Raw genomic sequence first — 21205 nt, 5'->3', positions numbered from 1 at the left:
CTTATTGAATCAATTTTTTTATTACTCTAGGGTACAATTCATATTCAAGATTTTGTACACGCAATTGTAAAGTAGCTTCGGTATCGTCTTCGTAAATCGGACAACTCATCTGATCTATAATCTTTCCAGTATCCATTCCCATATCGACATAATGCACTGTTGCACCTGTCACTTTAACACCGTATTGCAAAGCTTGTCCAACTGCATTCTTGCCCGGAAAACTCGGCAAAAGTGAAGGATGAATATTGAGTATTTTTCCTTCATAAACATCCAGCAAAGTTTCCCCAACAAGTTTCATATATCCAGCAAGAATTATCCATTCTACTTTATCTTTTTGAAGTTGTTCTAATATAGCTTTTTCGTAAGCAATTTTATTGTCATATTGTGCAAGCTCAAAGATTTGAATAGGGGTTCTAAATCTTCTTGCGCGTTCTATAGCAAAAGCTTCTCTTTTGTCAGTATATAGTCCAACTACTTCAATATCTGTTAAATAGTCTGCCTGAATATTTTCCATAATCTTTTCATAGTTAGAACCATTACCAGATGCAAAAATTGCAACTTTCTTCATGTTATACCCCCGTGATTTCTATCTCTTTATCACCTGAGACAACTTTACCAATCGTATAAATTTCTTCATTGAATTGAGATTGAATAATTGATTGAATTTTTTCAACTTCACTTTCATTCACGATAAAGATGAAACCAATACCCATATTAAAAATATTATACATTTCTAAAGCATCGATTTGACCTTTTTCCTGTAATAAATCAAAGATCGGTAATTTAGGTATTGAAGTAACATCGATTTCCGGATAAAAGCCAGCAGGAAATACACGTGGAATATTTTCGATAAAACCTCCACCAGTAACATGACACATGCCATTTACTTTTGCATTTTCTAATACTGCTTTAGCTGCTTTGACATAAATTCGCGTAGGTTCTAATACTGTGTCTAGAAGGGTTTTACCATCAGCAAACTCAGCATTTAAATCTAAATGATTATCTTTAATAATTTTTCTAACTAAACTATAGCCATTAGAATGAATACCGCTTGATGCTAATCCTAAAATAACATCACCTTCAGCAATTTTTGAACCATCGATGTATTCAGGTTTCTCAACAGCACCAACTGCAAATCCAGCAATATCATAATCTCCAGTGTGATACATATCGCCCATTTCAGCGGTTTCTCCACCGATTAATGCACATTCACTTTGTACACACCCTTCAGCTACACCTTTAACAATTTGTTCAACGATGACTGGGTCTACTTTATTTAATGCTAAATAATCTAAGAAATATAGTGGCATTGCACCTGTCGTTAAAATATCATTAACACACATTGCCACAGCGTCAATACCGATTGTATCGTGTTTGTCAGCATCAATTGCTAATCGTAATTTCGTTCCGACACCATCAGTACCTGAAACAAGTACAGGTTGCTTCATGTTTAACTGTGAAAGATCAAATGCAGCACCAAAGCTACCTAATCCACCAAGTACCTCTTTACGCATCGTCCTATCAACGTGTTTCTTCATTCTTTCTACCGCTTCATACCCAGCGTGAATATCTACTCCAGATTCTTTATAACTCTCAGCCATGGTTAGACTCCCTTCTTCTTTTTCTCTTTGTCTTCAGGTAATAAGTGATCAATAATTTCGATCGGATAATTTCCAGTGAAACAAGCGTTACATTCACCTTTTGAATCGAATTGACTAAACACTTCGTGCATACCTTCAACAGATAAATATGTTAATGAGTCTACTTCTAAAATGTCTTTAATTTCTGCTACACTTTTATCGGATGCGATGAGTTCGGCATGTGTTGAAACATCGATACCGTAATAGCAAGGATGAATAAGTGGCGGAGAAGAAATAGCCATATGTACTTCTTTTGCACCCGCATTTTTTAAAGTCTTCACAATAAACTTACTTGTTGTCCCACGTACGATAGAATCATCGATGACAACGACACGCTTCCCCTCAATGACGTCTCTAACTGGTGAGTGCTTCATACGTACCGCACGTTCACGTAGAGTTTGGTTAGGTGCGATAAATGTACGACCCACATAACGATTCTTAATTAATCCTTGTTCATTCGGAATACCAGATTCAATAGAGAATCCTTTTGCTGCTTGTAAAGAGGAATCAGGAACTCCGATAACGATATCAACCTCTATATTCATCTCTTTTGCAAGTTGTTTCCCTAAAGCTTTACGAACTTCATAAATCGAGTGTTTTCTGAATTCAGAATCAGGTCGAGCAAAATATACATATTCCATTGAACACATATGTGATTCAGTGTTCGTTGTATAAGTATCTTCTACTAAACCGTCATGAGAAAATACAAGTACTTCACCTGGTTCTATATCACGAATGTAATCAGCACCTATTGCTGTAAATGCACATGTTTCACTTGCAACACAATAAGCGCCGTCTACTTTTCCTAACATTAACGGACGTACACCATTACTATCACGTGCCACAAACATTTGATCCGGATGTAAAACTAAAAATGCAAATGCACCTTTAATTTGGTTTAGTGCAGCTTTAAAATTAGCTAATTTATTATTTGATTTCGCCTTTAAAAGTAGATGCCCTAATACTTCAGAATCGCTAGATGTCTGGAAGATTGCACCTTCAGATTCTAGTGCTAATTTAATTTGTTCTGCGTTTGTTAAGTTACCGTTGTGTGCTAAACCGATATCACCTTTAGAATGTTTAAAAATAAACGGCTGCACATTTGACAGTTCAGATGCACCTGTTGTTGCATATCGAACATGTCCAATCGCATGATTAAAATCACTTAATGAACTTAGTTTAACTTGACTGATCGCCTCTGGTAATAAACCCATACCACGTGCACCGTAAATATTCGACTCGTCAGAACATACAATACCAGCACCTTCCTGCCCACGGTGCTGTAATGAATGTAGTGCCATATACGTGAGGTCAGCGGCATTTGGGTGACCCCAAATACCGAAAACGCCACATTCTTCATTTAGGCCTCTGATGTCATACATGTTTCGATTGCCCCTTTCCAAGACTGACTGATTGTTTCAACACTTTCAGTAATTTCGCCTTGGTTTGTTTTTAATGTAAATGTATCTCCACCAAATGTTCCAATTTCAACTGCATTTTCAGGAACATAACCTTCTTTTGCGATTAAAATATAATTGCCTTGTGTTTCTGCAAATACTTCTGCGTTTGATGCATCCACTCGAGCATCAATTCCTGTATTAAAGTAAGCAGTGATTTGCGCTAATTTAATCGCTAATCCACCTTTACCTACTGCTTGTACGTGTGATAATTTACTTTCAGTAATCGCTTTACGAATTGTTTCTCCACGTTCTACTTCTTCTATTAAATTTATATTTGACGTTACGTGAGATACTTCATTGAATAATAATTTTTCAATCTGTGATCCACCGAAATCTGGTTTAATATCTCCAACTAAGTAAATTTTCTCACCAGCTTGTGGTTTGAAATCGTTTAAATAATTTACATCTTTAATTAATCCAACCATACCTACAACTGGTGTTGGGAAGATTGCATCACCTTTTGTTTCATTATATAAAGATACGTTACCTGATACTACTGGCGTATTAAGTGCAGCACACGCTTCGGCCATACCTTTAGTAGAATCAGCTAATTGCTGATAAATTTCAGGCTTTTCTGGATTACCATAGTTTAAACAATCTGTCATCGCAAGTGGTAAACTACCAACTGCAATTAAGTTGCGGTAGCTTTCCGCTACTACCATTTTTCCGCCTTCATATGGATTATTAAAGACATATCGTGCTTCACCATCAATTGTTGAAGCAATTGCTTTATTTGTGCCTTCCACACGCGTTACACCAGCTGATAAACCTGGTTTAATAATCGTATTTGCACCAACTTGTTGATCATACTGTGAATATGCCCATGTTTTAGACGCAATTGTTGGATGATTTAACAGGCGAGTAAATACATCTTTTGCATCAATGTTGTCATAGTTATGATCAACATCAGCAAATTCAGCTGCTTTACCTTCTAATACGTAAACAGGTGCTTCATCGCTTAACGGTTGAACAGGAATGTCTGCAAAGACTTCACCTTCATATGTTAAAACGAAGCGATCTGTATCTGTAACTTCTCCGATTACTGCTGCGTCTAATTCGTGGTGTTCAAATAAGTCTAAGAATTTTTGTTCCGTACCTTTTTCTACTACTAGTAACATACGTTCTTGTGTTTCTGATAACATCATTTCGTATGGTGAAATACCCGCTTCACGTGTAGGTACTTTCTCTAAATGTAAGTGAATACCGGACTCACCTTTTGCAGCCATTTCTGAACTTGAAGAAGTAAGACCTGCAGCACCCATATCTTGAATACCGACTAATTCTGGATAAGTAATCGCTTCAAGTGTTGCTTCCATTAACTTTTTACCTACGAATGGATCACCAATTTGTACAGATGGACGTTTCGCTTCACTTTCTTCACTTAACTCTTCAGATGCGAATGTCGCGCCGTGAATACCGTCACGACCAGTTTTTAAACCAACATAAATTACAGGGTTGCCAGTACCTTTAGCAGTTCCTTTTTGAATTTTGTCGTGATCAATAATACCAACACACATTGCATTAACAAGTGGGTTACCATCATAGCGAGAATCAAATTCAATTTCACCAGCTACCGTTGGAATTCCGATACAGTTACCGTATCCACCGATACCAGCAACGACACCTGAGAACAATCGTTTATTTTGTTTTTCGGTTAATTCACCGAAACGTAATGCATTTAATAATTGGATTGGACGTGCTCCGATTGATACGATATCACGAACGATCCCACCAACACCTGTTGCTGCACCTTGGTAAGGCTCGATTGCAGAAGGATGGTTATGAGATTCTACTTTAAATACTACAGCTTGGTTATCACCGATATCAACGACCCCAGCACCTTCACCAGGACCCATTAATACGCGTTCACCAGTTACAGGGAATTGTTTCAAGAAAGGTTTAGAATGTTTATATGAACAATGTTCACTCCACATTACAGAAAAAATTCCGATTTCAGTGTAGTTTGGCTTACGCCCTAATATTTCTACTACTTTATCGTATTCTGTATCTGTTAGGCCCATTTCTGCATATAACTTATTATCTTTAATCTCTTGTTCATTTGGCTCTAAAAATTTAACCATTCTTATTTCCCCCAACTTTCTAAAATTGATTGGAATAACTTCACGCCATCATCTGTACCTAATAATGATTCCATTGCACGCTCTGGGTGAGGCATCATGCCGCATACGTTACCTTCTTTATTCACAATGCCAGCAATATCTTCAATAGAACCATTTGGATTGTTTTTATAAGTTAAGATAATCTGATTGTTGTCCTGTAATTCTTTTAACGTTTCAGGTGAGCAATAATAATTACCTTCACCGTGTGCGATAGGATAGATGACTGTTTCGTCTTTATCATATTGATGCGTAAATTTCGTCTCATTATTAACAATAGTTAATAATTCATTTTGACAAATAAACTTATGACTTGTATTATGCATTAAAGCACCAGGTAATAATCCAATCTCCGTTAAAATTTGAAACCCATTACAAACACCTAATACAGGACGACCTTCTTCTGCTAAACGCTTAACTTCAGGAACAATCGGAGCAACGCGAGCCATCGCGCCACAACGTAAATAATCACCAAATGAAAATCCACCAGGAATTAATACACCGTCAAATCCTTCTAATGAAGTTTTTCTATAATCAACATATTCCGCTTCAAAGCCTGTGTTAAGAGCTGCATTGAACATATCTCTATCACAGTTAGAACCAGGAAATTCAATAACAGCAAATTTCATTATTTTGTCTCCTCATCTTCAATAATTTTGTAGCTGTACTCCTCGATAACTGTGTTTGCAAACAATTTTTCACTTAATGTATTTACAACATTCGCTACTGCCTGCTCACTTGCTTCGTCAACCGTCATATATAATACTTTTCCAACGCGAATGTCATCAACCTGTTTATATCCTAAATCGTGTACTGCACGTGTTAAAGCTTGGCCTTGAGTATCTAATACCTGTGGTTGTAAAGTGATGTGTAATTCAATTTTAGTCATGATTATAATGCCTCCAGTTTATTATAAAATTTAGTATATGTTTCAATTAGTGATCCAGTATCATTGCGGTAAACATCTTTATCGAAGTTCTCATTTGTTTCTTTATCCCAAATACGACAAGTATCCGGTGAAATTTCATCAGCTAACAATATATTGCCAACGCTATCTTTACCAAATTCAATTTTAAAATCAATAAGTTTTAAATTCATTTCATCCATTATCTTAATTAATGTTTCATTTACGATTAATGCCTGACGTTTTAATTCAGCGATATCTGCGTCATTTGCTAGACCTAATAACTTAACATGGTCATCGGAGATAAAAGGATCATTCAATGCATCTTCTTTGTAGTAGAATTCAACGAGCGGTTTTTCAAATGCCTGACCATTTTCAAAGCCCAGTCTTTTTACAATTGATCCTGCAGCAAAATTTCTTACAACAACTTCTAACGGAATAATCGTTACTTTCTTCACGAGTTGCTCCGTGTCACTCATACGTTCAATAAAATGACTATCAACGCCTTCTTTTGCTAATCTTTCAAAGAAATAACTCGTAATTAAGTTATTTAAGCGCCCTTTTCCTTCCATCTTATCTTTCTTTGCACCATTACCAGCTGTTACTTCATCTTTATATTTAATACGATAAATATTACTATCATCAGTATTGAATACGCGTTTAGCTTTACCTTCATAAATTAATGTCATGACATCATCTCCTCATATATAGGATAATACGTATCCTCTTTATCGTCTAATAAAAGGGTAATATGTCCCATTTTACGATTTTCTTTTCTCACTTCTTTGCCATACACATGAACATGCCATTCCGGATGATTATGGAAATAATGCTCCATAGCATCTAAATCTTGTCCTAATAAGTTATACATCACAGCTTTTTCGTGTAGTCTGATTTGTTTAGGTAATGTATAGCCAATTACTGATAGGATATGTGTATCAAACTGTGAATAATCACATGCTTCTATAGAATAATGACCTGAATTATGAGGTCTTGGCGCAATTTCGTTAACGTATAATTCACCAGTCTTATCAATAAAGAATTCAACAGTAAATGTACCAACAAAGTGAATTTTAGAGATAATTTTTTCAACTTCTGCAACTGCTGCATCTTTATATGCATGTTCCTTTTCAACTGTTGTCTTAAAAAGAATTTGATTACGATGAATATTTTCCTGTACAGGAAAATAAACAATTTCCCCTTGTATGTTTCGTGATGCCGTTATAGAAATCTCTCTATCAAGTTCGATCATTTTTTCAGCAACAAGTACTGCATCTTCTACCATTTTATATGCTTCATCCAGCTCAGCATCACTCTTTAATACAAGCTGACCTTTACCATCATATCCACCAAATACAGTTTTCAATACAATCGGATAGTCAAGATCGGCTATCGCAATATCAAGAGAAGCTTTAGAATCAACTTTATAGTATGGTACAACTTTAGCACCGCTTGATGCGATTGCTTCTTTTTCAGAAAGACGATTTTGCAAAATGCCAACAGTTTCATATCCTTGGGGAACATTGTTTTCACTACAGATTTCTTTTAATGTTTCTGCATTGATATTTTCAAATTCATATGTGATTACATCACTAACGTTGCTTAACGCTTTCAAACCTTTTAAATCATTGTAAGGTGATTCAATAAATTGATGTGCAACAAATCTTGCTGGACATGTTGGATCTGGATCTAAAATATTCACTTTAAATCCCATTCTCTGAGCGGACTGTGCCATCATCTTTCCAAGCTGTCCACCGCCAATGATTCCAATCGACTGACCAATTTTAAACTTATTTAAGGTCATGCTGCATCGCCTCAACTTTCTCTACTAATGAAGCTTCATATCGATCTAACTGCTCAATTAGCTTTGCATCTTTTAAGCTCAATATTCGCGCAGCTAGTATACCAGCATTTTTAGCACCCGCTTTACCGATAGCTGTTGTTGCTACAGGAATTCCACCCGGCATTTGTACGATAGAAAGTAATGAATCCATTCCTTTTAACGTCTTCGTTTCGATTGGCACACCAATCACCGGAACAGTAGTCATAGAAGCTACCATACCTGGCAAGTGAGCAGCACCTCCAGCACCAGCGATAATAATATCGATTTCATTATTACGTGCATTCTTTGCAAATTCAACCATTTCTAATGGGGTTCTATGCGCCGAAACAACTTGTTTAATATAAGAAATATCAAAATATTCTAACATTTCGCAAGCTTCCTTCATTGTAGACCAGTCAGAAGAGGATCCCATAATTACTGCTACCTTCACCTTTTATCACCCTTTATGAATTATTTGATAAACGCTTTAAATTAAGTGTATATTACTTATATAGCATAACAATTAGGGTTTGATTTTTCAATGTAAATTACGAACAATTACAAACTTTTTTATGAAAATATTAATATTCGTTCGTATTTTTGATTGTTTTTTTGCTATAATAAACTTAATCGTTCGAAAAAAAGATGGAGGGATTTTTTCATGACAGCAAAAGTGTTAGATGGTAAACAAATTGCGGTAGATTATCGCGCAGGATTAGCAAAAGAAGTAGAAGCGTTAAAAGCACAAGGCGTTACACCAAATTTAACAGTAATCCTTGTAGGAAATGATGGTGCAAGTCAAAGTTATGTAAATAACAAGAAAAAATCAGCAGAAAAAATTGGAATGTCATCTGAAATTATTCACTTAGATGAAACGACAACAGAAGAAACTTTATTAAACGAAATTGAAAAATTGAATAATGATGCAAATGTTCATGGTATTTTAGTACAAGTGCCACTACCTAAGCAAATTGATGAAACAAAAGTATTAGAAAAAATTGCACCAGAAAAAGACGTTGATGGATTTAATCCAATCAATATAGGTCGCTTGTATGCAGGTGTTGAAACATATATTCCATGTACGCCACTTGGCATCATGGAGATCTTAAAAAATGCTGATATGGATTTAGAAGGCAAAGACGTTGCAGTAATTGGACGTAGCCATATTGTAGGACAACCTGTTTCTAAATTATTAACTGATGCAAACGCAACGGTAACATTATTACACTCTCGTAGTAAGAATATGAAAGATGTATTAAAACGTTCTGACGTTATTGTTTCAGCGGTTGGTAAGCCTGGATTGGTTACTAAAGAAGATGTTAAGCCAGGAGCTGTTGTAGTAGATGTTGGTAACACTGTAGTAGATGGTAAATTAACAGGCGACGTGAAATATGATGAAGTAAGTGAAGTAGCCAGTGCAATTACACCAGTACCAGGTGGTGTTGGTCCATTAACAATTACAATGGTATTAAACAATACATTATTAGCAGCAAAACGCAGTATGAAGTAAATATAGACAAAAAAACTGGTACAAATGTACCAGTTTTTTATATTGTTATACTCATTTTTGGACCAAATGGTTCAAAGTGAACTTGGCTACGATCAATATTCATTTCATTGAATACTTCTAACATCGCTTCCATGAAAGCAACAGATCCACACATATAAATTTCCTCATTACCATTTATAATATCCGTTAATTTTGCTTTATTTAAACGACCAACAGATTCTGAATAATTGAAGAAAAATTGAACATTTTCTTTATTATGAAATTTCTTTATTTCTGCTTTAAATGGCACAGCGTCTCTATTATAAGCAGAATGTATGAATTTAATATTACGCCCTTTTTTATCTTCATCTTCTAGCATTGCCATAATTGGTGTCATACCTACACCACCACTGATTAATACGATATCTTTCTCTTGCGGTGCATCTACAGTAAACTCTCCTGCCGGTGCTGATAATAATAATTCATCTCCAACTTTTACATTATCATGTAAGTAATTAGAAACCATTCCTTTTTCACTGCCTGCTACATCACGTTTCACTGCAAATTTAATCCCTTTAGTAGAATCTACTGAACAAATTGAATAATGGCGTAATGCATCATTTTCTTCGTTTTCAGGATGTACTTTAACTGTAATATATTGTCCAGCTTTAATCGGTTGAACTTTAATATCATCAGAAATAACAGTATATGATTTAATTTCTGCACTTTCTTCTTTAATATCAATAACTTTAAACGGTTTAAAATCATGCCATTCTTCTTCTTCATATAACGCTTTTTCCATTTGAATAAAGACATCAGCGATAACGCCATATGTTTTCGTCCATGCATCAATAATTTCTGGTGTCGCTGCATCTCCTAATACATGACCAATCGCCCAAATTAAATTCTCTCCAACGATTGGATAATGTTCTTCTTTAATTTGTAAAGCTCTATGTTTATGTGCTATTTGATTAACATTTGGAATAATGGCTTCTAAATGATCAATATGTTTTGCTGCTGCAATTACTGTTTGAGCTAATGCAGTCTGTTGTCGGCCTAATTTTTGATTTGTTTTATTGAAAATATTCAGTAATTCCGGATGTTCTTCAAACATATGTTTATAAAATGCTGTAGTAATTGCGTCACCATGCTCTTCTAAAACCGGAATCGTTGCCTTGATAATACTTTTTGTTTCTTCTGTTAACATTTTTCTTCCCCCTAAAAGTAGTATTTAAAATATATCTTTAAAACACATCTATAATGTTACATCTATAAAGAGAAAAACTCAACCATAATCCTTTAATAATATTCATAAATTAGTAAAATATTAATTTTTTATTTGATAAAAAAAAGACTATAATAATGGTATGAGGAGAGGATTAACATGAAGCTTACTTTATACTCAGACTATTCTTTACGAGTACTCATGTTTCTGGCGAGATCTGAGCAACGTACACAAATAGATGAAATTGCAAAATTTTATAATATCTCTAAAAATCATTTAACTAAAGTTGTAAATAATTTAGGTACTTTAGGTTATATCGAAACTACCCGTGGTCGTTGTGGTGGTATTACGCTTAAGATGGCTCCTGATGAAATCAATATTGGCAAACTTATCAGAAAAACAGAAGAACATTTCAATATTGTTGAATGCTTTGATAGAGAGACGAATACTTGTCCAATTATTGATCATTGCGGTTTGATGAGTGTGTTAGGAGAAGCTTTGTCTGCATATTTAAAAGTGCTTGATCAATATACTTTAAAAGATATACTTGCGAAAAAAACATTTACACTATAAAAAGCACTAGGATTTCTCCTAGTGCTTTCAATATGTTTATAGGTCAATAAATTTATACAAACCTAACCAATATGCCGGAAGAATATACGCTTCACGGAATGCTTGATCTTTACCTGACTGATATTCATTCCATTTAAGTCCATCTTTACTTTTAACACCGACTACTGAAATATCATAGCCATAATCTTTATTTGCACGATCGTATGCAAGTTTCGTACGCGTTGCATGATAATCACTTGTAACTACTAACGCTGACTTTAAATTATGTTCTTTCATTAATTTTAAAGTTTCCGTAGCATTAGTCCAGGTTGATGTAGCCTTCATCTCTTTTATTATAGCCTTACTTGGTACACCCGCTTCTTCTACTGCTTTAACATTATTTAAACCATTTTTATCTTCAATTGCAGGTGAAATCATGACTTTAGGTGCATAGTTTTCTTCATAGAAACGACCTGTTTCAGTATATCGACCACTATCTCCACCATCAATCATTATGATTACATCGCTTTTCTTCGGTTTATCACCATGATCAACATTGTTATAACTCCATATTCCAATTCCCACTGCAATGATTGCTAATAATAATAACACACCGATAATACCAAGCAATTTCTTCTTCATTGATTTGTTCCTCCTGTTATCGATTTAACCATAGTTTTGGATATTGCCATAACTCATGTTCTGCTGATTTTCTACCTTCAGCTGTTTCTAAATAATTCTTACCTTTTAATTTCACAGACTGATGATAAAAGTTAAATAATGGATTAGTTTTCTCAAATGTTGAAACTAAACGTTTCATTTCATAGTCACGCCCAACAAGAATACAATCATCCATATTTTCATTATGCATAATTTCAGCAGCACTTATCGCTGAATCTTTCATAGAAACACTATAATATTCTGGAATGACGCTCGACTTATTAATGCCTACTTCTTTCAGTAATTGTAAACTATTAACATCATCATTGACAATAAAAGGCGTATATATAAGTTTACTTCCTGGATTTTTAACTAATAATTGTTTTGCAGTGCTTAATATCTCTTTATCTTGCTCAGGGTTATAAACCAATACACAATTACTTGATTTTATATGATCATTTATCGCTAGATGTTTGAATTGATGATGAAAGATTGTAAATACTAATGTACTTCCAATATATAAAAGAATGGTAAATATTAATAATAGTCGCCAAAAGTTTTTCATATAAAACCCACTTTCAACAGCTCATTTTTCACTTTATTCAAAAAAAAACTGAAACTTTCATTTCAGTTTTTAATTGGATTTATTTTTGAATAATTTTCTTAATTGAATCGCAAACAAATACAACATCTTCGTCAGTCATTAATGAAGCTGATGGTAAACATAATCCTCTTTCGAATAAATCTTTGGCAACATCTTCATCATGTGTATAATATTTTGTACCTTCAAATACAGGTTGCATATGCAATGGTTTCCATACAGGACGAGATTCAATATTTTCTTCAGCTAATTTAGCAATTAAATCATTAGGTTGAATACCTAATTTAACTGGATCAATCGTTAAAGCTGTTAACCAACGATTTGATTTCGTTTCTGCTAATTCAGGCATTAATTCAATACCATCGATATCGCCAATTTCACGCGCATAAATATCAAAGATTTCACGACGACGATTTACACGATCATCTAAAACTTCCATTTGTCCACGACCAATACCTGCACATACGTTACTTAAACGGTAATTATATCCAACCACGCTATGTTGATAATGAATAGCCTGATCACGAGCTTGTGTAGATAAGAAACGAGCTTTTTTCGTTAATTCATCATCATCTGTCATCAACATACCACCACCACTTGTTGTGATGATTTTGTTGCCATTGAATGAAAAGATTGAGAACTTACCAAAAGATCCTGATTTCTTTCCTTTGTATTCAGCACCTAAACTTTCAGCTGAATCTTCAATTACTGGTACACCGTATTCATCACATAATGCAAGTAATTCATCGAACTTCGCAGGTTGACCATAAAGGTTTACAATCACAACTGCTTTCGGTAATTTACCATTAACTTTCGCTTCTTTTAATGCTTTTTCTAATGCAACAGGAGACATATTCCATGTTTCGCGTTCACTATCGATAAATACAGGCGTTGCTTTTTCGTAGCAAATTGGATTTGCACTTGCAATAAATGTCAGTGAAGAACAGAAGACTGTGTCTCCTTCTTTAATATCTAACAATTTAATTGCTAAGTGAATCGCTGAAGTTCCAGAATTTAAAGCCGCACCTGAATGTCTTCCTACATAATTAGATACTACTTCTTCAAATTTATCTACGTTAGGTCCGAGAGGAGCAACCCAATTTTGATCAAATGCTTCTTTAACATATTTTTGTTCATTTTCACCGATATGTGCAATTGATAAATGTAAACGTTTATTCATTATAATGCCCTCTTTCATTTATTACGATTTTATTTTGTACCAGTAAATGCCGGTACTGTAGCATGCCCATCCTGACTAATATCTGACTGTTTAAATACTTTTACAACTGTTAAGTATATGATGTATAAATCTAGTATAAAACTTTGATGGTCAACATACCATACATCTAAATCAAATTTTTCTTCCCAACTGATGTTATTACGACCATTTACTTGTGCCCACCCAGTAATCCCAGGTCGAACTTCCATACGTCGTTTTTGATGTTCATTATATAATGGTAAATATTGCATCAGTAATGGACGAGGTCCGACTAAGCTAATATCACCTTTTAACACATTTAACAATTGAGGTAATTCATCGATACTGAGTTTACGTAATGTTTTACCGAAATCAGTTAAACGCTCTGCATCAGGTAATAATTCACCTTGTGTATCTCTCTCGTCAGTCATTGTACGAAATTTATAAATCTCAAATGGTTCACCGTTTTTACCAGGACGAGTTTGCTTAAATAATACGGGTGAACCAAGCTTTTTCTTAATCAGCACTGCAGAAGTTACGATAACAGGGCTAAGTAATACAAGTGCTGTCCCACTTACTGCGATATCAAATAGTCTTTTCATTTTCTATCTGCCTCTTTTCGAATTTCTTCATTAATGATATTGATTTGTTCTTTTTCTTTATCACTGATTGTATCAACTGGTTTTACACCACCGATGCCATTAGCAATGCCTATAACGCGTTTAGGAATATGGATTCGATCAACGATTACATCTCCCTCTTTTCCAATAATACCACCAGATACGATATGGATACCATTAAAATCCTTTTCACCTTTAATATCAGTAAAGAAATTAGAATTATAAGATTGATCTATACCATTTAGTAGGTCATTTGAAATTCGTACGTCTAAACGTAACACATTGATATCTTTTAAATGTGCATTTTTAATAAATCCTTTAGAGAAATTGCCGATGCCTCCGTCGATTGCAAGCGCACCATTTTTAAGGTATGGAATATATGAATCATCAATTACTTCAACTGCAGAAACCATCGAGCATAATACATCTATAGATTCTTCGTTCCATGCTTTAATTTTTTTACTATATTTTGGTAACATTTGATTTATCATCGTTACAAAGTTATCGACCTTTTCTTTATTACGTCCGTGTAAGAAGACATTATAGTTACGTTCTGTTAAACGTATAGCAAGTTTAATACCTATATTTCCTGTACCAACAATTAATACATTTGAATTCTTATCTTTAATTGTTTTGTAGATTAAAATATCTGCCGCTTCCATAGCTAAATCGTTAGGCTTCATTTCACGTAAACGACTTATTTGTATATTCTCTTGTGCAATCGTAATAAAATCTATATCTTGTTTTCTTTCAACATCTACATAAATATATTTTGCAGTACCATCAAAGATTTGAATTACTTCTGTCGCTATCGCTGGATTAGCGATTGAGAAACTCATACATTTCTGACCATTAATATATTTATCAGGTAATCTAAGAAAATCGGAACGATGATTAGAAGTTGTCGCTAGAACAATTGAATCATAACTTTGCGTTTTAAACTCTTCTCTTAATTTTAAGAAATCCATAGGTCACCTCATCTTCTGTTTACAAACTGACTTTTATTTTTCCAAATTTCATGTTTTTCATCTATTTTTTTGCCCCAATTTTTCATATAGAAAATTTTTGCAAATACGAGCAAGATAAATAAGTAGCCTGAAATTCTAAGACGTGAACCTGTACCTAGATTATCATTTGTTATTCCAATAAATAAAAACCAGATTAAACTTTGTGTTAATAACATTTTATCGATATATTCTAATGATTTTCTATTTTTATATATATAAAAGAAAATAATTGTCATAGGAATTGATTCTGTTAAGAATAATACAAGTGTACTAAAACCACGTACTTGAAAAGGTAATGGTCCTAATGCATTACTGATAAGACTATAAACATAACTGAATAAAAAGAAAATGTAATTCGGTTGATCCAGTGAAATATTCAACTGACTTGCACCAGCATACAGTTCTTGTCCGTTTTTACGATAATTTAAGGCATCAGCTAAGCTTAGACCTACAAAAGGAATTTCAAAGTCTTTTAACACAGTATAGTAAATTCCAAGTAATACAAGAACAGTGATCACTACAAGTCCAGTATTTGTAGATTTATTTTTGCGATTAAAGAAGATAAATAATCCTGCCGCACCTAAAAATGAGGCTGCCGCATAATCTCTATAACTAAATAATAGAAACATAGATAACAATATAGGTATTATTAATAAAACTTTTGCAATACTATTTGATTTTAGAAAAATAGCAAATAACCAAACCGTTAACAAGAAGAAATCAAATATCCAAATATCACGGATAATGGAAATGGTTGAAACATAGACGAAACTAATAAATAGTAACATCATCCCTAAAAACAAACTATAAAGATTCATTGCATGTCGATTACCAACTAATGTACGTATTAATAAATACGAAACAATCGCAAACAGTATAACACCTAAAAAGTTAAACATCTTTAAGTAAAATACATATTCTGTATTAAAGAGCTTTAAAACATAGCCTAATACAAGAACATGCACTGAAGTAAGAATGGCATTACCACCATTCTTAATTTCAAGTGCATTTTCTAAATAGAATACTCCATCATCACTACCACCTAAAATGGGGATAGCGAGACCATGGTATCCAGTAGCTAAGCTCACATAATACAAGGCGATGGTTATTAAAAACATTATTGTAATAAACGCTGTAAAAATTACAGCAGTTCGTATTTGACTTTTTTCCATTGCTTGTACTCCTACTCACTTATTTTGTTCGGTTATAATTAAAACTTCTTATTTGCTTCACCGATCACAAGTGCCTTAACATCATCATCAGACATTGACATTAATCGATCAATATCTGCCATTAACGCATCATAGTCTTTAGGTACTGCACGACCAACATAAATTTTTTCATGAACTTGATCTTCAGAAACCTCATTTTCATTCAATAATTCTTCGTACATTTTTTCACCAGGTCTTAATCCAGTGAATTCAATACCAATATCTTCAATTGAATAACCCGCAAGTTCAATAACATTTTTTGCTAAATCGACGATTTTAACTGGTTCTCCCATATCAAGTACAAACACTTCCCCACCATCAGCTAGTACTCCTGCCTGTATAACGAGTCTACTTGCTTCTGGAATCGTCATGAAATATCTTGTGATATCAGGATGTGTGACTGTTACAGGACCACCATTTTCAATTTGCTTTTTAAATAATGGAATTACTGATCCACGACTACCTAAAACATTACCAAAACGAACAGCAACAAATTTAGTTTCAGATCGTTTGTCTAAATTTTGTACAACCATTTCTGCCCAACGTTTCGTTGCACCCATGATATTTGGCGGATTAACTGCTTTATCAGTTGACACCATTACAAATGTTTTAACGCCAAATGCATCACTCGCTTCAGCAATATTTTTTGTGCCAAAAATATTATTTTTAATCGCTTCTTTAGGATTAGCTTCCATTAATGGTACATGTTTATGTGCTGCAGCATGGAAAACGATGTCTGGACGATATTTCTCAACAATTTTAAACATTCTGTCACGATCCTGAATATCGGCAATAACAGGTACAAAATTAATGTGTCCATCCTTAAAACGATTCTTCATTTCCATTGTGATGTTATATATACTATTCTCACCATGACCTACTAATAACACACGTTTCGGACCAAAGCTAGAAGCTTGTCTAACGATTTCAGAACCAATAGAGCCTCCAGCGCCAGTAATTAATATTGTTTTATTATTAATTTCATCTCGAATACCATCTGAATCTAATTTAACAGGATCTCGACCGAGTAAATCTTCTAAATCAATATTTTTAAGATGGGCAACTTCTTTTTTTCCTGTTAATACATCATCAATATTAGGCATTATTTGAACTTTAACGCCTGACTCAATACATATATCATAAAGTTCTTTTAATTTATATTGAGTCAACGATGGAATCGCTAGAATTACTTTATCAATATTATATTTATCGATCGAAGCACGTAAATCATTTCGAGAACCCATCACTTTAACACCGTTAATGACTTGCTTATATTTGTTAACATCATCATCTAAAAATACTACCGGCTTCATTTTCATAGAAGGTACATTTTCCATTTGGCGTGCGAGTGTTGTACCGCCTCGACCAGCACCAAATATTAATACACGTTCAAATTCTTCAGTATTCTCATTATTCTTTTTGAAAACTCTAAAGAAAATACGTGTTGCTCCAATAAAGACGATAAGGCATAACCAAATGATGATTACTGCACCAAAGATAATGTTGTTCGTTTCTTTCATCAAAGTTAAAACTAAATATGTTAATACTGTACCGACAAATACTGCTAATGTTACGGCATAAACAATAGATAATAATTCTTTAACACTTGCGTAAATCCATAATCTATTAAATAAATTAAATAAAAAGGCAAATAAGAGATAGGCTAATAATATCGATACAGCTGTTACTACAAAGTATATATTCGGCTCAGGAGTCGATCCTTTAATAATTAACCAGGCAAGAAATACTGAGCCAATTACTATTAAGGTATCGATTAAGACGAGTAGTAACGTTTTGAAATTCTTATGCATACAAAAAATCCTCTCTATAACTAATTATTGATAAACGTAATATTTATCTGTGTCATACTCGTCATTATTAAATACTATACCTAATAATTTAGAGTTTTCACTTACAGTTAATAAATCACGCGCTTCTTTAACATTGGATTTATTATTTTCTTGTTTATCAATAACTAATACCATGCCATCTACTTTTGCGGAAATAATTTGTGAATCAGTTACAGATAAAACTGGAGGACTGTCAAAGATTATTAAATCATAGTATGTGCATAATTCATCAAGCATTATGTCTAAATTTTTTGAGTTTAATAACTCAGAAGGATTTGGTGGGACAGGCCCAGCTGACATAATATCTAAGTTTTCTACTTCAGTTGGTTGAATAGTTTGTTTCAATGTGCTTTGTTCTGTGAGATATGTCGACAGACCAACAGCATTTTTTACTCCAAACGTATTATGAACAGTCGGTTTTCGCATATCTGCATCAATGAATAAAACCTTTGTATTATTTTGCGCAAATACACAGGCAAGATTTGCTGAAACTGTTGACTTACCCTCTTGTTGTACAGAAGATGTTACAAGTAACTTTTGTAATTGGCTACCTGGTGTCGAAAATGAAATGTTTGTTCGTAAAGTTCTGAATTGCTCTGACACAGGCGATTTAGGATCTTCTAAAGTGATTAATTTTCTAGCTTTTTCCGTTCTATTTTTTATCTTACTTTTACTTTTCTTGAACATAATAAAACTCCTTTGTCATTCAATGATTATTTGATATATGGAATGTTACCGATTACTGAAACGCCAATTTCACGTTCAACTTGCTCTGAAGTTTTAAGAGATACATCCATTAAAGCTTTAGCTAAAACATAGAATAGACTTAATAACAGACCTAAAGCTGCACCAATACCGATATTGATTAAAGGCGTAGGTTCAACTGGTTTTGCATTGCGGATAACACGTGCTTTAGAAGCAACTTTTAAGTTGTTTAAATCTAATGAGTTTTTTTCTACCATTGTCTTCGTAATTTCGTTTGCAATATCTACAGCACGTTTTTGTGAAGGGTTCTCAACTGTAATCGTTAATAATGTCGAGTTTTGAACAGCTGTTGCATCGATATCTTTTGCTAAATCTTCTGGTAATACATTAAGATTCAACTTATCTATTACCGGTAAAAGTGTGTCTGGTAATTTTGCGATACTTGCATATGTAGTAATAGATTGTAAGTTCGTTTGTAAATCTACAGCATCATTACTCTTGCTTGTACGCGTTTCTTGATTTACAAGTAAAGTAGCTTCTGACTTGTACACTGGTGTTAGTAAAAAATAAGAAATTGCTGCAGCGAGTAAAGCAAATAAAATCGTAACACCTAGAATAAATTTCCAACCTTTCTTTAATGCCTCAAAAATTTGAGTGAAATTCATGGTATCTTGCATTTTGTTACCTCCAAAAAGTTCTAATTAATTTTATAATCAATTTATTTTACCATAAGAAATTTATGTTTTTACTACATTTTAGAAATTTTGTTTATAAAATGTCTATTTCAAAATGAATTTACAAAAATTTTAAGTGATATTTACAAAAACTTTACAATAAGATATTCGTCGCTAACTATCCAAATTATTTTCAGTTGCATTAGCTACTAATCGATTTAAATATTTATGAGATACGATAAATACAATGATTGCCATTGTAAATTCAGAAATAAGTGTAGCAAATATAGCACCTTCCACTTTAAATATTGGAATTAATATAATATTTGCAATGAGGTTGATAATTGCAATAATCGCATTGATTCTCATCATTTTATATACCATATGTTGCGTAGAAAGTATTGTGCCATTTACCGCAGTAGCAAATTTAAATAATATCGCCAGACTCAATAGTTGAAGATAAAACACTGAATCTAAATATTTTTCTCCAGCCGTGAACAATATTAAGTACTTCGCTGTGAACCATATAAATACTATCCCTACTACACCAAGTAAAAATAATATAATCGAGCTTCTTTGATTAAACCTTTTTAGCTGAACTGGATCATGGGTTGCCCAGACATGTATTCGTGTATAAAAAATACGTCTAAATATTAAATCAGGAAACATAAATGCAAGTTGAATTATTGCAAATGCAGCATTGTATTCACCTACTGCTACTTTTCCAACTAAAAATGATAATAATAATACATTACTTTGATAATAAATAAAATAAAATATACCTATCAAACCGAAAGGATAAGTTTCTTTAAATGTTTCTAAAACTGTAGCATCTTCAGGAATCTTGGCATCTTGTAATACAGGCACTTTTATTTCGCGAGTATATAACTTTCTAACAACACGCCAAAAAGGAAAAATAGCAAGTATAGATAGAATTACAATATACCATCCTAATGCAATAATATCTTTGAATGTTAATACTGCTAGTACGGCTGCAAAAAAGCGTACAAAGTATAATAAGAAGTTGCTTAATGAAACAGCTTTAAAATTTTCTTCAATTTGGTTGATTGAATTGTTTATGGCATATATACCTTGCAAGAAAATATTCGGTACAATTAATAATAGAAAGTATTTTGTTTCAAAATCATACATTGGTGAGAATACAACTATTAAAAGTATTAACAAGGTGATCGTAAAGCTAATGGTAAATAATGAAATACATGCATTCACATAACGATATGCTCTTCTACCTTCTACAGCGAAACTTTTAACAATAAAATCTGCTACACCAAAGCCAATTATCACTGATAATATATTAATAAAAGTTAGACCTATACCAAAGATACCGTAATCTTCCTTAGCAAGATTACGTGCAAGGAGAATGTTCATGAGTAACCCCATAATGGCACCCATACCAGTGCCTAAAAACATCCAAACAAAATTCATTTTTTTCATCTAGAAAAAACTCCA

22 protein-coding genes are annotated in these 21205 nt (G+C 33.4%); 2 read left to right on the top strand and 20 right to left on the bottom strand.

All coding sequences use genetic code 11. The features are described from left to right. Position 1: 1 nt before the first annotated feature. From purN to purE, 9 genes are read right to left on the bottom strand one after another with little or no spacing between them, the layout of a single operon-like run. The gene (gene purN, locus BHU61_RS02435; RefSeq protein ID WP_111714456.1) at positions 2–568 is read right to left on the bottom strand and encodes a phosphoribosylglycinamide formyltransferase; all 567 of its coding nucleotides are present in this window, start codon (positions 566–568) and stop codon (positions 2–4) included. A 1-nt stretch (position 569) separates the two neighbouring features. Then, the gene (gene purM / locus BHU61_RS02430; protein ID WP_111714455.1) at positions 570–1601 is read right to left on the bottom strand and encodes a phosphoribosylformylglycinamidine cyclo-ligase; all 1032 of its coding nucleotides are present in this window, start codon (positions 1599–1601) and stop codon (positions 570–572) included. 2 nt (positions 1602–1603) lie between these two features. Then, positions 1604–3022, bottom strand: a complete 1419-nt coding sequence (gene purF, locus BHU61_RS02425; RefSeq protein ID WP_111714454.1) for an amidophosphoribosyltransferase — start codon at positions 3020–3022, stop codon at positions 1604–1606. Beyond that, complete coding sequence (gene purL / locus BHU61_RS02420) at positions 3001–5181, bottom strand: phosphoribosylformylglycinamidine synthase subunit PurL (protein ID WP_111714453.1); 2181 nt, start codon at positions 5179–5181, stop codon at positions 3001–3003. Before purL ends, purF begins: the two co-directional genes overlap by 22 nt. A gap of 2 nt (positions 5182–5183) precedes the next feature. Continuing rightward, positions 5184–5846, bottom strand: a complete 663-nt coding sequence (gene purQ, locus BHU61_RS02415; protein WP_111714452.1) for a phosphoribosylformylglycinamidine synthase subunit PurQ — start codon at positions 5844–5846, stop codon at positions 5184–5186. Then, positions 5846–6106: a phosphoribosylformylglycinamidine synthase subunit PurS gene (purS, locus tag BHU61_RS02410; RefSeq protein WP_099580658.1), complete on the bottom strand. Its 261-nt coding sequence runs from the start codon at positions 6104–6106 to the stop codon at positions 5846–5848. Before purS ends, purQ begins: the two co-directional genes overlap by 1 nt. Before the next feature lie 2 nt (positions 6107–6108). Continuing rightward, positions 6109–6810 (bottom strand): phosphoribosylaminoimidazolesuccinocarboxamide synthase, encoded by a 702-nt coding sequence (purC, locus tag BHU61_RS02405; RefSeq protein ID WP_111714451.1) that lies wholly within the window; start codon positions 6808–6810, stop codon positions 6109–6111. Next, positions 6807–7925, bottom strand: coding sequence for a 5-(carboxyamino)imidazole ribonucleotide synthase (gene purK, locus BHU61_RS02400; protein ID WP_111714450.1), 1119 nt, complete (start codon positions 7923–7925; stop codon positions 6807–6809). Before purK ends, purC begins: the two co-directional genes overlap by 4 nt. Beyond that, on the bottom strand, positions 7912–8394 hold the full coding sequence (gene purE, locus BHU61_RS02395) for a 5-(carboxyamino)imidazole ribonucleotide mutase (RefSeq protein WP_111714449.1): 483 nt from the start codon (positions 8392–8394) through the stop codon (positions 7912–7914). The genes purK and purE overlap by 14 nt, the downstream gene beginning before the upstream one ends. Before the next feature lie 210 nt (positions 8395–8604). On the opposite strand from purE, the gene folD reads away from it, so the two are divergent. After that, the gene (gene folD, locus BHU61_RS02390) at positions 8605–9453 is read left to right on the top strand and encodes a bifunctional methylenetetrahydrofolate dehydrogenase/methenyltetrahydrofolate cyclohydrolase FolD (RefSeq protein WP_111714448.1); all 849 of its coding nucleotides are present in this window, start codon (positions 8605–8607) and stop codon (positions 9451–9453) included. A gap of 37 nt (positions 9454–9490) precedes the next feature. Here the strand turns inward: folD and BHU61_RS02385 are convergent, their stop codons facing one another. Beyond that, positions 9491–10639, bottom strand: a complete 1149-nt coding sequence (locus BHU61_RS02385; RefSeq protein ID WP_111714447.1) for a globin domain-containing protein — start codon at positions 10637–10639, stop codon at positions 9491–9493. Between the two features lie 177 nt (positions 10640–10816). Between BHU61_RS02385 and BHU61_RS02380 the strand changes: the two genes are divergently transcribed. Further along, positions 10817–11230, top strand: a complete 414-nt coding sequence (locus tag BHU61_RS02380) for an RrF2 family transcriptional regulator (RefSeq protein ID WP_111714446.1) — start codon at positions 10817–10819, stop codon at positions 11228–11230. Positions 11231–11266: 36 nt separating this feature from the next. Here BHU61_RS02380 and BHU61_RS02375 read toward each other — a convergent pair whose 3' ends face one another. The 10 genes from BHU61_RS02375 to BHU61_RS02330 form a co-directional block, all read right to left on the bottom strand. Continuing rightward, the gene (locus BHU61_RS02375) at positions 11267–11851 is read right to left on the bottom strand and encodes a YdcF family protein (RefSeq protein WP_111714445.1); all 585 of its coding nucleotides are present in this window, start codon (positions 11849–11851) and stop codon (positions 11267–11269) included. A gap of 16 nt (positions 11852–11867) precedes the next feature. After that, on the bottom strand, positions 11868–12434 hold the full coding sequence (locus BHU61_RS02370; RefSeq protein ID WP_111714444.1) for a YdcF family protein: 567 nt from the start codon (positions 12432–12434) through the stop codon (positions 11868–11870). Positions 12435–12513: 79 nt separating this feature from the next. Then, positions 12514–13650, bottom strand: coding sequence for a DegT/DnrJ/EryC1/StrS family aminotransferase (locus BHU61_RS02365; RefSeq protein WP_111714443.1), 1137 nt, complete (start codon positions 13648–13650; stop codon positions 12514–12516). Between the two features lie 29 nt (positions 13651–13679). Continuing rightward, a complete protein-coding gene (locus BHU61_RS02360; RefSeq protein WP_099580641.1) occupies positions 13680–14270 on the bottom strand; it encodes a sugar transferase in 591 nt (196 codons plus the stop codon). Beyond that, the gene (locus BHU61_RS02355) at positions 14267–15256 is read right to left on the bottom strand and encodes an NAD(P)-binding domain-containing protein (protein WP_111714442.1); all 990 of its coding nucleotides are present in this window, start codon (positions 15254–15256) and stop codon (positions 14267–14269) included. Before BHU61_RS02355 ends, BHU61_RS02360 begins: the two co-directional genes overlap by 4 nt. A gap of 8 nt (positions 15257–15264) precedes the next feature. Beyond that, entirely contained in the window at positions 15265–16467 is a 1203-nt protein-coding gene (locus BHU61_RS02350) for a hypothetical protein (RefSeq protein ID WP_111714441.1), read from the bottom strand. A 38-nt stretch (positions 16468–16505) separates the two neighbouring features. Then, positions 16506–18317 (bottom strand): polysaccharide biosynthesis protein, encoded by a 1812-nt coding sequence (locus BHU61_RS02345; protein WP_111714440.1) that lies wholly within the window; start codon positions 18315–18317, stop codon positions 16506–16508. 24 nt (positions 18318–18341) lie between these two features. Beyond that, complete coding sequence (locus BHU61_RS02340; RefSeq protein WP_099580633.1) at positions 18342–19043, bottom strand: CpsD/CapB family tyrosine-protein kinase; 702 nt, start codon at positions 19041–19043, stop codon at positions 18342–18344. 26 nt (positions 19044–19069) lie between these two features. Next, a complete protein-coding gene (locus tag BHU61_RS02335) occupies positions 19070–19738 on the bottom strand; it encodes a YveK family protein (protein WP_099580631.1) in 669 nt (222 codons plus the stop codon). Positions 19739–19909: 171 nt separating this feature from the next. Continuing rightward, positions 19910–21190, bottom strand: a complete 1281-nt coding sequence (locus BHU61_RS02330) for a flippase (protein WP_111714439.1) — start codon at positions 21188–21190, stop codon at positions 19910–19912. Between the last annotated feature and the right edge of the window lie 15 nt (positions 21191–21205).

Origin of the sequence: Macrococcus epidermidis (genome assembly GCF_003259695.1) — a bacterium.
Lineage (GTDB): Bacteria > Bacillota > Bacilli > Staphylococcales > Staphylococcaceae > Macrococcoides > Macrococcoides epidermidis.
This window is presented reverse-complemented; position numbering and strand designations above follow the sequence as displayed.